The sequence below is a fragment of the Methylobacter sp. sgz302048 genome (genome assembly GCF_052162025.1).
Lineage (GTDB): Bacteria > Pseudomonadota > Gammaproteobacteria > Methylococcales > Methylomonadaceae > Methylobacter.
This window is the reverse complement of the sequence record NZ_CP197401.1, coordinates 1,295,358-1,311,144: the sequence shown is the minus strand read 5'-3', so window position 1 is coordinate 1,311,144 and position 15,787 is coordinate 1,295,358. Positions and strand designations below refer to the sequence as shown.

Below are 15,787 nucleotides of genomic sequence, written 5' to 3'. Positions count from 1 at the left end.
AGGAATTAAAATGGCTTCTCTAATCGAATTAAAAGTGCCAGATATTGGCAATTTCACTGATGTCGATGTCATTGATGTCTTAGTTAAACCAGGTGACGTTATAGCAGTTGATCAGACTCTGGCAGTACTGGAAACCGACAAGGCCAGTATGGACCTGCCTGCCAGCGCAGCGGGCACTGTACAAGAAGTCTTTATCAAGGTCGGCGATAAAGTCTCTGAAGGCTCATTGATCGCTACCGTATCGGCAGAGGCCGAGCAGGCTGGCGCGGCAAAACCGGAGGAAAAGCCTGAGCCAAAAGAGGCTGCCCCGGAAGAAAAGGCGCCTGAACAGCCAGCTCAAGCCGCTCCGCAACCTGCGCCAGCGCCAAAACCTGCATCAGCTCCTGAGCCAGCTGCACAGCCGGCCTCTGGCAAAGCCGCGCATGCCACTCCGGCTGTCCGGCTTTTTGCGCGCGAACTGGGCGTCGATATCAGCAAGATCACTGCCGGCAGCGGCCGGAAAGGCCGCATCTTAAAAGAAGATGTAAAAAACCACGTCAAGCAGATAATGACGGAAGGCTTTGCCCAAGGTGGCGCGGGGATTCCTCCAATACCGGCAGTCGATTTTTCTCAGTTCGGCGCCATTGAAGAGCAAAAACTCAATAAGATCAAGCGCTTGACCGGACAGAATCTGAGCCGCGCCTGGTTGAATCTGCCGATGGTCACCTATCACGAAGAAGTCGACATTACCGAAATGGAAGCATTCCGAAATGCGCTCAATGCCGAAAAAGCCGCAGGGGATACCAAAATTACCGGACTGGTATTCATTATCAAGGCCCTTATTGCTGCCATGCAGCAATTCCCTCAGTTCAACTCGTCTTTATCGACCGATGGTGAAAAGCTGATCTATAAGAAATATTTCAATGTCGGCATTGCAGTCGACACGCCAAACGGCCTGGTCGTACCCGTAATCCGTGATGCCGACAAAAAAGGCATCAATGAACTGACAGCAGAACTGGCGGATAAAAGCGCAAAAGCACGTCAAGGCAAACTCATGCCGGCCGACATGCAAGGCGGCTGTATCACCATTTCCAGCCTGGGTGGCATAGGCGGCACGGCTTTCACGCCTATCGTCAACGCTCCTGAAGTAGCCATCCTTGGTATCACCCGATCCAAAATGCAACCGATATGGGACGGACGTGAGTTTGTACCGCGCCTGATGCTGCCTTTGGATCTGACCTATGATCACCGCGTGATCGACGGCGCGGAAGGCGCACGCTTCATGGCTGTCATCAAACAATATCTGGGCGATATTCGCCGCTTGCTACTCTAATCAGGGGAAATAATATGGATGCTAATCCGGCGATTAATGAATCGACTCTGCATGCAGAAGTTCTGGTGCTGGGCGGCGGACCGGGCGGCTATACAGCCGCTTTCCGTGCGGCTGATTTAGGCAAACAGGTGGTACTGGTCGAGCGGCATGCTGTTTTAGGCGGTGTTTGTCTGAATGTTGGCTGCATACCCTCCAAAGCCCTGCTGCACATTGCCCAAATCGTCCATGAAGCGGAAGAATTCGAGCATCATGGCGTCCACTTCGGCAAACCAACGTTCGATCTCGACAAGATCCGCGCATGGAAAGAGAGCGTATCAGGCGCTTTGAACAATGGTCTGGCTCAACTGGCAAAACAGCGAAAAATCAACGTGATACAAGGCGTGGGCAAGTTCACCTCACCCAATACGCTTGAGGTACAAGCCGAATCCGGCACACAGACTATCCGCTTTGATCAGGCCATCATAGCCGCAGGATCACATGCAACCAAAATACCAACCTTCCCTAACGATGATCCGCGTTTATGGGATTCGACCGCCGCCTTGGCGTTAAAAGAAATTCCGAAAAAACTGCTGATTGTCGGCGGAGGCATCATCGGACTGGAGATGGCTACGGTTTATCACGCCTTGGGGTCGGAAATCAGCGTGGTTGAACTGATGAATCAAATCATACCCGGCTGCGATAACGATCTGGTTACACCTTTATACCGGCGCATTAAGAAGCAATACAAAAACATCTGGCTGGAGACGCGTGTAACTTCAATTGAAGCGCTTGATGAAGGTCTGAAAGTCTCCTTTGAAGGCAAAGGCGCACCGGATTCAGACATATTCGATGCGGTTCTGGTTGCAGTAGGGCGCAGACCAAACGGCAAATCAATCGGCGCCGAACAAGCCGGCGTCAATGTCGACGACATGGGGTTTATCGCTGTCGATAAACAGCAGCGCACCAATGTCCCGCATATCTTTGCCATCGGCGATATAGTCGGCAACCCTATGCTGGCCCATAAAGCAAGCCATGAAGGCAAAGTTGCAGCAGAAGTGGCGGCAGGCCATAAAGCCGGTTTTGATGCCTTAACCATACCGGCCGTTGCCTATACAGATCCTGAAGTGGCCTGGATGGGACTGACTGAAAACCAGGCTAAGCAGCAAGGCATTGCCTATGACAAGGCGGCCTTCCCATGGGCGGCCAGTGGCCGTTCCTTAAGCCTGGGACGCAAGGAAGGCTTGACCAAAATAATTTGTGATAAAGAAACTGGCAGAATTCTCGGCGCAGGCATAGTCGGCACCAATGCCGGTGAATTACTGGCCGAAGCGGTATTGGCTTTGGAAATGGGCGCCGATGTGGAAGACATCAGCTTAACTGTACATTCTCATCCGACGCTATCTGAAACTTTTGCTTTTGCGGCTGAAATGATTGCCGGCACGATTACTGACCTTTATATAAAGAAGGATTAAGATTCAGAAAAGGTGTTATTCATCTTGTATTCATCTTGCCTGCTGAAAATATGCTTCCTGAATTAGCTCATGTAGTTATTGTCGGTTTATTGATAGTCCTGCCGGTTGGCCTGATCTATAAAAAAGCGGGTTTTCATCCGGCATGGGCATCACTGGTATTCTTGCCAGGCTTCGGTCTATTGTTGATATTTTTACAGCTTGCCTTTGTGCCCTGGCCTAACCAACAAGATAATAAAACGGATCTATAATGGAAGCTTTTCTGATAGCCGTATTTGTCGTTTTTGTTTTATGGCTGGGGTCTAGAATACTAGACAAAGCGGGCCTTCATAAAACCTGGGTTTTCTGTCTGTTGATCCCGGTCGTCAACATTATCATGATCTGGATTTTCGCCTTCAGCCGCTGGCCTAATTTAAAACCCGATGTGAAGCAGGACTTATAGCCGTCGGTAAAAAGGGATTCTTTCCAGTTTTAGAGCAGCATAAAGCAGTGCTTAAACCGACTTCGAGCTATTTAATGGATTAAAAACCATAGACGATAATCGTCTTCATTTTATAATGAAAATGGTTGTATTTTTTCGGCTTATGGTTAAGCTTGCGTAAACAATAGTCCTATACCCTACACGGCCCTCAAACCAAAAAATTTTTTCGCTTTAGCGTTAATTTTCGAGCAACTTAATGAAAAAAATAATTACTGTAATTGCACTCGCCTTGCTGGTCGTCATAAATTTCAGTATTTGGAGCTACACCAATAACCCGCTGCAGCTAAAGTCATGGAACAAGCCCATGATGGGGGTGACTTTTGATCCCAGACGGAAAAACCATTCACCGGAAAACAACCAATTCCCCACTGCAGAACAGATTGAGGAAGACTTGGCTCTGCTTTCCGGAAAAGTGCACGCCGTCCGTACTTATAGCGTGCTGAGAGGCCAGGATAAAGTCCCCGAACTCGCCGCCAAACACAAACTGAATGTATCGGTCGGCGCCTGGATTGATGATGATCTGGAAGCGAACCGGCAGGAAATCGAAACGCTCATTCAAGTCAGCCGCCAGGATAATCCGAAAATCGTCAGACTCTTGGTCGGCAACGAGTTTCTGCTCCGTCACCAGAAGAATGAAGAGCAGCATTTACAAGCCAAGCAACAATTAATTGAGTATTTGCGCGAAGTGCGCAAACGCACCTGGCGACCGGTCAGTACTGCTGAAACCTGGGATATATGGCTTAAACATCCGGACTTGGTTAACGAGGTGGACTACATCGCGGTCCATATCCTGCCTTATTGGGAAGGAATCGATATCGATGAAGCGGTTGATTATGTTTTCTATCGCTATCACGAACTGCAACAGCACTATCCTAACAAGCCTATCGTCATTACTGAGGTAGGCTGGCCTTCCAATGGCCAGCCATTCAAACATGCAACAGCGTCGTTGTCTAACCAGGCAAAATTCCTGCGCGAATTCCTTAACCGTGCCACAGAGGAAAAACTTGCTTACTATATCGTTGAAGCCTTTGACCAGCCATGGAAAATGGCTATAGAAGGTTCAGCGGGTGCCTATTGGGGTGTTTTTGACGCCGACCGCAAACCGAAATTTCCGTTAGATGGCGATGTATTAGCCTTACCTGCATGGAAACACTGGGCCACAGGCGCTGCTGTTTTCAGCGCTGTGTTAATGGCCATCTTCCTGTTTACACGTCGTAGTATAAAACTGCCCGGCATGGTGTTTTTCGGCGTCATGGCCAATCTTGCCGCATCGGCAATTTTCTGGTCCGCATCAATCGGCGCCCAACAATATCATTCGCCTCTCACCATCGCCTTCTGGGTCATACTGATATTGATGCAGATATTGGCTGTGATTATCCTGATGATCGAAAGCCTCGAAATTGCAGAAGTAATATGGCACAGAAAAACCGCCAGAACTTTTGAGCCACTGACACCGGGACCTGATTTCAGATACCCGAAAGTATCGCTGCACCTGCCTATTCACAATGAGCCTCCTGCCATGGTGCGCAAGACACTTGAAGCCCTGGCTGCGGTTGATTATCCCAATCTGGAAGTGCTGGTCATGGACAATAACACCAAAGACCCAGCCGTTTGGGAACCGGTGCGCGATGACTGCGAACGTTTAGGGCCGAAATTCCGTTTCTTCCATCTGGAAAACTGGCCCGGTTTTAAAGCTGGCGCGATCAATCACGCTCTTGAACAAACAGCGCCGGATGCGGAAATTATCGCCGTTATCGACAGCGATTATATTCTTTCGCCTGACTGGCTCAAGTGCATGGTGCCTTATTTCGATAATGAAAATGTCGGATTCGTCCAGTCGCCCCAAGACTACCGCGACCTGCATGTGAGTACATTTAAAGCGTTCTGTTACTGGGAATATGCCGGCTTCTTCAATATCGGCATGGTACAAAGAAATGAATACAACGCCATTATCCAGCACGGCACGATGACCATGATCCGGAAGTCGGCTCTAGAGAAAGTCGGCAACTGGGCTGAGTGGTGTATTTGCGAAGACAGCGAGCTCGGCCTGCGCCTTTATGAGGCGGGCTATGATTCGGTCTATGTGAAAGATTCTTTCGGTCGCGGATTGATGCCCGACACCATGTCCGGCTATATGACGCAGCGCTACCGCTGGGTATATGGCGCTATGCAGATTATTAAGGCCCATTGGCGCAGCTTCCTGCCTACCCAAAAATCGCCGCTCACATCCGCGCAACGGTATTATTTTGTGGCCGGCTGGTTGCCCTGGTTTTCAGATGCATTGGCTTTATTGTTTACAACAGCAAGTTTGATACTGACCGGCTTTATTGCGCTGGATCCGACGCATAGCGAGCTGCCAGTCAATGCCTTCCTGTTGCCGACTATCGGTATATTCAGCTTTAAAGTCCTGCGCGGCTTATGGCTATATCAGGCGCGTGTCCCGTGCTCGGTTTGGCATTCGCTTGGTGCGGCTTTATCTGGATTGGCCCTGACGCATACGGTCGCCAAGGGCACAATCCAGGGGTTGTTCACATCCAATAAACCGTTTATGCGTACGCCTAAGTACGAAAAACAAGGCCCTCTATTCGAAGGCTTAATGACGATACGTCATGAATTGATATTGCTGATTTTACTAGGTGCAGCTATTACCTTGATGTTGTCTTTAGATCATTTCGATAATCTAAGCGGCAGACTGTGGACAGCTGTATTATCGGTACAGGCGGTTCCCTATGCGGCCACTTTAGTGACGCTATTGATCAGCATAGCCCCAAGCTACAGATCGAAAAAAGCCCTACAGACTGCCGAGGAACTTGACGACGCAGTTTAGTCCTATCCGCAGTAACCCCAGCCATGCCTCTTGAAATATCTGAGGCATGGCTGTCTCTCTTCAGCTCAGATTTATCGAACGATATTTTCCATTGAGCAACTATCCTATAAAATGAACCGACACATTGGTCCACAGCAAGGGATAGATTCCAAGTTACAATACGCTTATGAATACTGATCTCGCACCGTTTTCGGCACTGACTCCCGATATAATTTTAAATGCACTCGATTGTGTCGGTCTACAGACTGACGGCCGCCTGCTCGCGCTCAACAGTTATGAAAATCGTGTTTACCAGGTTGGCATAGAAGGCGGCCCAGCTGTTGTCGCGAAATTTTACAGACCCGACCGCTGGAGCGATACAGCTATTCTCGAAGAACACGCTTTCGTAAAAGAACTGGCACAACATGAAATCCCCGTTGTACCGACAATGACGTTCAATGAAAACAAATCATTACACCAAATAGAAGGCTTTCGTTTTTCAGTGTTTGCCCGCCAGGGCGGCCGGGTTCCTGAACTGGAGGATCCTGGAAAACTTGAATGGATGGGGCGGTTTATCGGCCGCATACATGCAATCGGTGCTTTAAAGCCTTTTAAGAAACGCCCTACTCTAAACATCGACAGCTTCGGTCATGAATCGAGGGCCTATCTGTTGGCCAATGATTTTATCCCGCTAGATCTGATCGATGCTTATAGTACTGTCACAGCCCATGCGCTTGATGCCGTGGGGCGCTGCTTCGAACGCGCAGGCAAACTGAATACCCTGCGGTTGCATGGCGATTGTTATCCGGGCAATATTCTATGGACAGAAGACGGTCCGCACTTTGTTGATTTTGATGACAGCCGGATGGGCCCCGCTGTTCAGGACTTGTGGATGCTATTGGCAGGAAATCGTGCCGATATGACTGTGCAATTAAAGCACCTGCTCACCGGTTACAGAACTTTTTATGATTTTAACGTCGCGGAGTTACACCTCATTGAAGCACTGCGCACGTTACGTTTGATTCATTATTCCGCCTGGATTGCACGACGCTGGGACGACCCGGCGTTTCCCTTGGCGTTTCCCTGGTTCAATACGCCCCGTTATTGGCAGGATCGTATCATTGAGCTGCGCGAACAGATAGCACTGATGAATGAGGAGCCTCTAGAAGCGGTTTAACCCCAAAACGGCCGGGTTAAAATCTATTTCATCCCATTGGCTATCATGGATTTTACCGGATTAAATGATCTTCTATGCACGCTTAAATAACCAAATTGCTCGATTTCGGCCAGATGTTGCTTGGTACCGTAAGCCTTGTGCAGATGAAAGGAAAAATCAGGATATTTCTTGTGGTAGTCATACATGATCTTATCCCGCTCGACTTTCGCCAAGATAGAAGCTGCACTGATGGCTTTCACTTTGCTGTCGCCTTTGACAATGGCCTGAGCGGGCACGGACAAATCCGGGAGCTGGTTGCCGTCTACCAGAACCTCATGCGGCCTCACAGACAAGCCATTTACAGCCCGCTGCATGGCCAGCAGTGTAGCCTGAAGAATATTCAGTTCATCAATCTCTTCAACACTGGCTTCAGCCACTGCCCAACTTAAAGAGACTTCCTTGATAATCCTGCACAGGCTGTCCCGCTTGCTTTCACTCAGCTTTTTTGAATCGTCCAATCCGTCGATGGGCCGCGACGGATCCAAAATGACAGCTGCCGCCACAACAGGCCCCGCCAGAGGTCCCCGGCCGGCCTCATCAACGCCTGCGATCTTGAAATTGAAGGGACGCTTTAATAGATAGTGGTCATCCATAACGAATAGCCCAGTTGAAATTAAAAAGTCATGGCTTAATTCGCATTTGCGTCGATAGTTAGCGCAAAATGCCTCTGGTCACATTGCGCAGAAAACTAACCATATCGGATAACTGTTTGCTGTCGCCGGCCATGTCTTCCATTTGTTCAATTGCATCTTCCAGGCGCAAGTTCATTTTATAAATGATTTTATAAGCCTTTCTGATCAATCGAATGTCTTCCGGAGAAATACCGTTGCGTTCCATGCCGACAGAGTTTATGCCATGCGGCCGGGTTGGCTTGCCGCCGACCATAACAAATGGAGGGATATCCTGTGTAATTGCACTGCCCATGGCGGCAAAACTGTATTGCCCTATTTGGGTAAACTGATGCACCAACGTAAATCCGCCCAGGATAGCGTGACTGTTTAAATGCACGTGGCCGGCTAACGATGCGCCATTTGCCATAATGACATGGTCGCCAATAATACAATCATGCGCTACGTGCGTATAAGCCATGAACAGATTGTCACTGCCAATCTGAGTCACTCCCTTATCCTGCTTGGTGCCCCTGTGCATGGTGGCGAACTCCCGAATCGTGTTCCTATCGCCGATCTGAAGCCGGGTCACCTCGGATGCATATTTCTTATCCTGAGGATCTTCACCTATTGATGTGAACTGGTAAATGCGGTTCTGCTTGCCTATTGATGTAGGCCCTTTGATAACCACATGAGGGCCGATGACTGTTCCGGAATCAATCTTGACATCAGGCCCTATAACGGAGAAAGGGCCTACAGTTACATCTTCAGCTAGCTCAGCTTTAGCATCAATAATAGCTGTTGGATCAATCAAGGTTATTCTACCACTGCCGCACATCTGATTTCAGCACTCGCGACAAACTCGCCGTCTACCTCGGCGCGACAATCGAAAGCCCAAATATTACGTTTGCTTTTAAGGAATTTAACTTCCAGCATCAATTGGTCACCTGGTACAACCGGGCGTTTAAATTTTGCCTTATCAATACTGGCCAGATAATAGATCATGCCTACCAATTCATCGGGGGCTGTTTCCGATGCCAGTAATCCGGTAGCCTGAGCTAAAGCCTCCAGAATCAGCACGCCGGGCATAATGGGTTTTTGCGGAAAATGGCCTTGAAAAAACGGTTCATTATAAGTAACGTTTTTGACGCCGACTAATCTTACTCCGGGTTCACACTCAATGACTTTGTCAACCAATAAAAAAGGGTAACGATGCGGTAAGAATTCTTGTATTTGTAAAATATCTAGCTTAACAGACATAGCAGAGAGTGCTTCATTAAAGAGTTATAATTATATGCATGAAAAATTTAATGAATTATTCTGGCGATCTTGACAGTTTTTCTTGAACTTGACTGGTGACATCAATCTGTTCACTCGCGTAGATCACGCCATCTGTCAGCAATAAATCGAAATTTTGATCTTTGGCTATTTCACGAATAACTTCAACTATACGGCGTTGCAACTTACCTAACTCATCATTGCGGCGAAGATTGAAGTCTTCACTGAATTCCTGCTGAGCTCTTTTTGCATCTCTCTTTTTGTTTAAAATATCTTTTTCCAGATTTCTTCTTTCTGATTCGCCCATAACGGAAGAATCTCTAGCCATTTTTTCTTCCAGATTTTGAATTTCTTTTTGTTGGGCGACCAATTGCTTATCACGAGGCGAAAATTCCTGCTCCAGACGTTTTTTAGCTTTTTCGGCCTGAGGCGCTTTTTCAAGAACGGCAGGAATGTTAACAAAACCTATCTTTAAGTCGGCAAAGCTTACATTCGCAGTCAGTAACAGTCCTAAAAATAAAGCAATTTTCATTTTCATTGTCAAACCTATCTCCGGTTATAGTTAAAATTAAATAATTGATAAAAATTGTTAATGTATTAGTTAAATTATAGGTGATAAGCTAACTAAACCAAAAACTTCTTCTAAAAGTTTTGTCCAAAGTTGAATTGGAAATACTTTTTGTCATCTCTCTGTTCCTGATTGTTGCCCTCATTGTCTTGATAGGTAGTCGTACCCGCGTTTAATGGCATTGCAACGCTGACAGACAATGCACCGAATGGTGACAGCCACTCGCCGGAGAGACCGGCCGCATATCTTAAGTTATCAAATTTAAAGCCGTCGTTAACGGTACCGGCGTCAAAGAAAGTCCCCAGCCGGACCGATTTTGTTTCCGGCATAAAAGGTACAGGGAAAAACAGCTCGGCATTACCGATTATTTTACTTGATCCTCCAAAAGGCCGCGCCCGGGAATCTCGCGGACCCAATGTATTGGTATCGTAACCACGCACAGACCCCCAACCGCCGGCAAAATAATTTTCGAAGAAAGGCAGTTCATCAGTCTTGCCATAGCCATCGCCATACGCAACTTCGCCATGCAGGCGTAGCGTAAGATCCTTGGCCAAAGGAAAATAATGCTGTTGCTTGTAGCTGACCTTGTAATATTCAAGATCGCTGCCGGGAACGGTCCCCAAGGCGGAGAACCGTTGCTGACCGCCTCTGTCAGGGAATATCGCCCGGTTAAGCGTATCGTGCGTCCACCCCAGTGATGGCGCCAAGGTTAGATACTTATCACCTTCCTTATCCAGAAAATTTGTGATCTCTCTGGATGTGAAATCTGTAGTTTTTAATTTTGTATGCCGTAAATCCGCATTAAATTGCAGCCGGTCAAATTCATTTATCGGAATGCCGAAATTGACCCCGGTATTAATAACGTCAGTCGAATAGTTGGCAAGGTTAACTTGCGTCGCATCTCGGGTCGTATAGCCAAGATCATAACCAAAGCTTATGCCATCTAATGTAAAATATGGATTAAAAAAGCCGAACTGATATTGAGTAAGATAGTCACTGTTGTTAAAGGCCAGATTCACTCGTTTACCGGAACCGAAAACGTTATCCTGGGAAATATTGGCATTCAAAACGATGCCTTGCGTTTGAGAAAAACCTATACCGGCCATCAGGTTACCGTTGGGTTTTTCCACCACTGAATAATTCACGTCGATCTGATCGGAAGTTCCGGCAACAGGCGGTGTTTCAACATTAACCTCTTCAAAGTAGCCTAAACGCTCCAGGCGCGTTTTCGACCGTTCAATTTTTGAGCTTGATGCCCAGCTTGACTCCATTTGCCGCATTTCCCGCCGCAAGACTTCATCACGGGTTTTAGTATTACCCTTCATATTGATGCGCCTTACATAAACGCGCTTGCCCGGATCAACAAAGAAAGTCATATCAACGGTTTTATTGGCCTCGTTGATTTCCGGCACCATGTTAACGTTGGCAAAGGCATAGCCTTCATCGCCTAAGCGGTCGGAAATCGCTTTCGAGGTTTCCGTGGCGTTTTTTCTGGAAAATACTTCCTTCGGCCCGACTTTGACGAGCTTTATAAGCTCTTCAGGCTTGACGACCAGATTACCGGCCAATTTTACTTTTTCAAGCGTATAAACGTCGCCTTCTTTGACATTGATCGTCACATAGATATCTTTCTTATCCGGCGTAATCGCTACCTGCGTGGATTCTACCGAAAAATTGATATAACCGCGGTCAAGGTAATAAGAACGCAATTTTTCCAGGTCCGCGGATAATTTCTGCTTGGAATACTGGTCATTTTTTGTATAAAAAGACAAAAGATTTGAGGTGCTTAATTCAAACTTGCTCAACAGCGTTTCATCATCGAATACAGTATTGCCGACAATATTGATCTGTTTGATTTTGGCAACTCGGCCTTCTGAGATCTTAATATGAATGCCGACCCTGTTCCGGGTCAAATCGGTTACTTCCGTGTCGATTTTTAAACCGTACTTGCCGTGACTGTAATATTGGCGGCTCAATTCCTGCTCAACTTTATCGAGCACCTGCGGATCGAAAACCTTGCCTTCGGATAAACCGATCTTATTTAGAGCTTTTGTCAAATCATCCTTGCTCAGGTCCTTGTTGCCTTCAAAGATGATTTTTGCTATCGATGGACGTTCCACGACATTAACAATCAGCGTTGAGCCATCCCTTTCCAGTGAAATATCCTTAAAAAACCCGGTTTTGAACAAGGCCTTGATTGCCGGACCGGCATTATCCAGAGAAAATCTTTCGCCTACATTGACGGGCAGATAGTTATAGACCGTGCCTACCGAAATACGCTGAAGACCTTTGACCTGGATGTTATCAACAACAAATTCTTCGTCACCTTTAACCGCTTGGGAAACGAGTAGTAATAGCAACAGCAAGCGTGAAAAAGTATTTGATCTCATGTAAACGTCTAATAAAACATAATGTCCGGTATTAAAACTCGCAGGATTATAGCACAGTAACAGCTTTAAACGAGTTAAGCCCTATTGACAGGAAAGCCAAGCACATCTTCAATCGATGCGCTATCCGACAATAGCATCAGTAAGCGGTCCAAACCTATGGCCATGCCCGAACACTCCGGCAGGCCGGCCTGCAATGCAGCAATAAGACGTTCATCCTTGACCGAAGCAGGCAGATTTCTTTGCCGCCTGATATCCAGTTCCTTGTCAAAACGTTCACTCTGTTCCTTGGCATCGGTCAACTCAAAATAACCGTTGCCCAATTCAACGCCATCAATAAACAGCTCGACCCGATCTGTAATCAGCGGATCATGTTCATTGATTCTCGCTAATGATGACTGGCAAACAGGAAAGCCGTACACCATGCATAAAGCATTGCGGCCTAAATGGGGTTGAACCTTATGGCTGAAAATAAAATCCAGCCAGATAGCATGATCATTCCCGCAGATACTGACGGCTTCCGGTAATTGATTATCCAGCGCATAAGCGCAATACTGCGGATATGAAAACTCGAGCGGATCCAGCCCGGTATAACGTTGAAATATGGCCTGGTAAGTGAATCTTTCTGTTTCCATCAGCGGCTTGCGGTGATCGAACAACCTGGCTATCAGGTCGGCGCACTCATCCATTAATTCCGCCAATTTGAAACCGACGTGATACCATTCAAGCATCGTGAATTCAGGATTGTGAAATCGTCCGGATTCGCCGTTCCTGAAGGCTTTGGCTATTTGATAGATGGAACCGCTGCCGGCCGCAAGCAGCCGTTTCATGGCGAACTCGGGCGAAGTTTGCAGAAACAGCGTCTGTTTCTGAGGAACCAAAGAATATTCGGTAGTAAAAAACGCCAGCTGCGGGTCAGTTCCGATCCCCTGGCTCAACAGAGGCGTCTCCACCTCGAGCACAGACCTTTCAGCAAAAAATTTACGTATATCGGCGAGCACTTGCGCCCTCAGGCGCAAGTGCTCTACGGAACACGTCGGCCGCCAATCACCCAGCACTAGTCTTTGACGCGTGAAACATATTCACCGGTACGCGTGTCGACTTTGACGACTTCACCGATTTGCACAAATAAAGGCACTCTGACCACGGCGCCTGTTTCCAGCGTAGCCGGTTTGCCGCCGCCGCCGGAAGTATCGCCGCGTACGCCGGGATCGGTTTCGGTAATGGCCAATTCGACAAAGTTGGCTGGTGCCACAGACAGAGGCACGTCATTCCATAAGGTTACGGTGCAAAGATCCTGATCTTTGAGCCAGTTCTTAGCTTCGCCGACAGCTTTTTCATCGGCTTGGTACTGTTCAAACGTATCGGGCACCATGAAATGGCGGTATTCGCCATCGTTGTACAGGTATTGCATTTCCACATCGACAACGTCAGCGCCTTCCAGAGACTCGCCAGATTTGAATGTTCTTTCGATCACGCGGCCAGTTTTGAGGTTTCTGATTTTAACCCGGTTGAAGGCCTGGCCTTTTCCCGGTTTGACGAATTCATTTTCAATAATCGCGCAGGGATCATTATCCAGCATGACTTTCAACCCGGCTTTAAATTCATTGGTACTATAACTAGCCATTTTATCCTCGAGACTACAAACAATAATTAAAATTTAACCATTATAATAGATGGCCCCAACTGATAGAAACTCTAAATAACCCATTTCATGTTAGAACGACGAACCGAGACAGAGCACTTTAATCTAAATTGGCAGCAACAACTTGCTGAAGCCTTTAATAGCATTGAAGAATTATGCCGTTATCTGCATATATCGCCGGATGATTTACCGGTCTCATCAGCGGCTGGCAAGCGTTTTCCTTTGCGTGTTCCGCTCAATTTCGCCGCCAGCATGGAAAAAGGCAATCCTCACGACCCTTTGCTCAGGCAGGTATTGCCGGTCAATGATGAGCTGCTTGCTTACCCGGGCTTCAGCAATGATCCTGTCGGCGATCTCCGGGCGGCAACCGGAGCCAGCGTACTGCACAAGTATCAAGGCCGCATTTTGCTCATCAACACAGGCAGCTGCGCCATCAATTGCAGGTATTGTTTCCGCAGAAACTTTCCTTATGCCGACCTGCAACTCAGCAAACAGAAGGAAGATGCCGCTATCCGGTATATAGAGGAAGACCCCGCCATCTCGGAAGTCATTTTAAGCGGCGGTGATCCATTAATACTCAATGACGCCCGCTTGACCGGACTCATCCAACAACTGAGCCGCATCCGGCATTTAAAACGCATCCGAATACACAGCCGACTACCCATCGTTCTGCCCGCCCGCATAACGAACGAATTGCTCGACGCGCTGACACAAAGTCCCGCGCAGATTGTTCTGGTCGTGCATTGCAATCATGCCAACGAAATCAATGAGCGCGTCATTGCCGCCTGTACGGCGCTCAGAAACAGCGGCATTACCCTATTTAATCAGTCGGTATTGCTGAAAGGCGTCAATGATACGGCAAAACAGCTATGCGAACTGAGTGAGCGCTTATTCAGCCACGGCATCATTCCTTACTACCTGCACCTGCTCGATAAAGCGAACGGAACGGGGCACTTTGAAGTCTCCGAACAGGATGCGCTGGCGCTGATGCGGCAAGTCCAGGCCGCCCTCCCCGGCTATCTTGTGCCTAAACTGGTCAAGGAAGTAGCCGGCATGACGTCCAAGCAATACGTATTTGATGACGCCAGCGGCTGCTAACGGCCCGGTCTTTATTGCAGCGCCGGCAAGCTGGCGCTAATCCGCCAGCGTTTGATTGACAATGCCATGCGGCACATGCGCCGCGGCCACATGCTGGGCAGCAGATTCGCAATGTTTTTTCTGATCGTCGAAGAAAATATCGGCCCCAAAGGCTTTCAGGAAAGGCCCTTTGGCCATGCCGCCCAAAAACAGCGCTTCGTCAATACGGATGCCCCAGAGTCTTAAAGTTCTGACCACGCGCTCATGAGCCGGGGCCGAGCGTGCAGTCACCAATGCCGTCCTGATCGGCGACGATTGCGGGTCAAACTGCGACTGAATGTAATGCAAAGCGGCAAGAAACTCTTTAAAAGGCCCGCCCGGCAAAGGCGTTTTAGCTGCTTTGCGCTCGTTCTCGGCAAATACCTGCAGCCCCTGCTGTTGATAAATACGCTCCGATTCATCGGAAAATAAAACGGAATCGCCGTCAAACGCAATACGCAGCTGACCAGACGAAGTAATCGAGGACGGGCCGCAGAGTATTGTAGCGGCAGCAAAGCCGGCTTCGAGCGCCTTGGCGACATCGTCGGAATTGGCTGACAAAAACAAATGCGCACCGAATGCTGAAATATAGTTGTAAGGCGAAATGCCGCTGGTAAATGCAGCGCGGGTGATATTCAACCCGTAATGGGCGATTGAATTGAAGATTCTCAATCCCGTATCGGCGCTGTTTTGCGATACCAGGATGATTTCAACGAGCGGTTCATCAAGACAACGTTCATTAATAGACAGGAATTTCTGAACCAGAGAAAATCCATAGCCGGGAGCCAATACTTCATCTTCATGCTCGACCTGATAACGGCAGAAAGCTTCCTTTCCCTGCGTCTGGAATATCGCATGGGAATCATCCAGGTTAAATAAGGCTCTGGATGAAATAGCGACAACAAGTTTTTGCCTGCTCATG

Annotated in this window: 15 protein-coding genes; 7 read left to right on the top strand and 8 right to left on the bottom strand. The window is 48.0% G+C overall.

The window, feature by feature from the left end:
* Positions 1 to 10: 10 nt before the first annotated feature.
* The 6 genes from aceF to ACTNE6_RS06265 all read left to right on the top strand — a co-directional run bounded on the left by aceF (position 11) and on the right by ACTNE6_RS06265 (position 7,224).
* On the top strand, positions 11 to 1,312 hold the full coding sequence (aceF, locus tag ACTNE6_RS06290) for a dihydrolipoyllysine-residue acetyltransferase (RefSeq protein ID WP_194968690.1): 1,302 nt from the start codon (positions 11 to 13) through the stop codon (positions 1,310 to 1,312).
* 14 nt (positions 1,313 to 1,326) lie between these two features.
* The gene (gene lpdA, locus ACTNE6_RS06285; RefSeq protein ID WP_442499011.1) at positions 1,327 to 2,763 is read left to right on the top strand and encodes a dihydrolipoyl dehydrogenase; all 1,437 of its coding nucleotides are present in this window, start codon (positions 1,327 to 1,329) and stop codon (positions 2,761 to 2,763) included.
* A 35-nt stretch (positions 2,764 to 2,798) separates the two neighbouring features.
* Positions 2,799 to 3,011: a hypothetical protein gene (locus tag ACTNE6_RS06280; RefSeq protein ID WP_442499010.1), complete on the top strand. Its 213-nt coding sequence runs from the start codon at positions 2,799 to 2,801 to the stop codon at positions 3,009 to 3,011.
* Entirely contained in the window at positions 3,011 to 3,202 is a 192-nt protein-coding gene (locus tag ACTNE6_RS06275) for a hypothetical protein (protein WP_194968693.1), read from the top strand. The genes ACTNE6_RS06280 and ACTNE6_RS06275 overlap by 1 nt, the downstream gene beginning before the upstream one ends.
* Before the next feature lie 235 nt (positions 3,203 to 3,437).
* Positions 3,438 to 6,068 (top strand): glycosyltransferase, encoded by a 2,631-nt coding sequence (locus tag ACTNE6_RS06270; RefSeq protein ID WP_442499009.1) that lies wholly within the window; start codon positions 3,438 to 3,440, stop codon positions 6,066 to 6,068.
* Between the two features lie 166 nt (positions 6,069 to 6,234).
* On the top strand, positions 6,235 to 7,224 hold the full coding sequence (locus ACTNE6_RS06265; RefSeq protein ID WP_442499008.1) for a serine/threonine protein kinase: 990 nt from the start codon (positions 6,235 to 6,237) through the stop codon (positions 7,222 to 7,224).
* Positions 7,225 to 7,247: 23 nt separating this feature from the next.
* Here ACTNE6_RS06265 and rnhB read toward each other — a convergent pair whose 3' ends face one another.
* From rnhB to efp, 7 genes are all read right to left on the bottom strand, one after another.
* Entirely contained in the window at positions 7,248 to 7,856 is a 609-nt protein-coding gene (gene rnhB, locus ACTNE6_RS06260; protein ID WP_442499007.1) for a ribonuclease HII, read from the bottom strand.
* 58 nt (positions 7,857 to 7,914) lie between these two features.
* Positions 7,915 to 8,709, bottom strand: coding sequence for an acyl-ACP--UDP-N-acetylglucosamine O-acyltransferase (lpxA, locus tag ACTNE6_RS06255; RefSeq protein WP_305076245.1), 795 nt, complete (start codon positions 8,707 to 8,709; stop codon positions 7,915 to 7,917).
* Positions 8,688 to 9,131, bottom strand: a complete 444-nt coding sequence (gene fabZ / locus ACTNE6_RS06250; RefSeq protein ID WP_194968698.1) for a 3-hydroxyacyl-ACP dehydratase FabZ — start codon at positions 9,129 to 9,131, stop codon at positions 8,688 to 8,690. The genes lpxA and fabZ overlap by 22 nt, the downstream gene beginning before the upstream one ends.
* A gap of 55 nt (positions 9,132 to 9,186) precedes the next feature.
* Positions 9,187 to 9,687, bottom strand: a complete 501-nt coding sequence (locus ACTNE6_RS06245) for an OmpH family outer membrane protein (RefSeq protein WP_442499006.1) — start codon at positions 9,685 to 9,687, stop codon at positions 9,187 to 9,189.
* A gap of 104 nt (positions 9,688 to 9,791) precedes the next feature.
* Positions 9,792 to 12,107, bottom strand: a complete 2,316-nt coding sequence (bamA, locus tag ACTNE6_RS06240) for an outer membrane protein assembly factor BamA (protein ID WP_442499005.1) — start codon at positions 12,105 to 12,107, stop codon at positions 9,792 to 9,794.
* Between the two features lie 74 nt (positions 12,108 to 12,181).
* A complete protein-coding gene (epmA, locus tag ACTNE6_RS06235; protein WP_442499677.1) occupies positions 12,182 to 13,159 on the bottom strand; it encodes an EF-P lysine aminoacylase EpmA in 978 nt (325 codons plus the stop codon).
* 2 nt (positions 13,160 to 13,161) lie between these two features.
* On the bottom strand, positions 13,162 to 13,731 hold the full coding sequence (efp, locus tag ACTNE6_RS06230) for an elongation factor P (RefSeq protein ID WP_194968702.1): 570 nt from the start codon (positions 13,729 to 13,731) through the stop codon (positions 13,162 to 13,164).
* 87 nt (positions 13,732 to 13,818) lie between these two features.
* Here efp and epmB point away from each other — a divergent pair, with 87 nt between their 5' ends.
* Positions 13,819 to 14,847, top strand: a complete 1,029-nt coding sequence (gene epmB / locus ACTNE6_RS06225; protein ID WP_442499004.1) for an EF-P beta-lysylation protein EpmB — start codon at positions 13,819 to 13,821, stop codon at positions 14,845 to 14,847.
* 36 nt (positions 14,848 to 14,883) lie between these two features.
* Here the strand turns inward: epmB and ACTNE6_RS06220 are convergent, their stop codons facing one another.
* Complete coding sequence (locus tag ACTNE6_RS06220) at positions 14,884 to 15,786, bottom strand: 5'-nucleotidase (protein WP_434483180.1); 903 nt, start codon at positions 15,784 to 15,786, stop codon at positions 14,884 to 14,886.
* Position 15,787 lies beyond the last annotated feature (1 nt).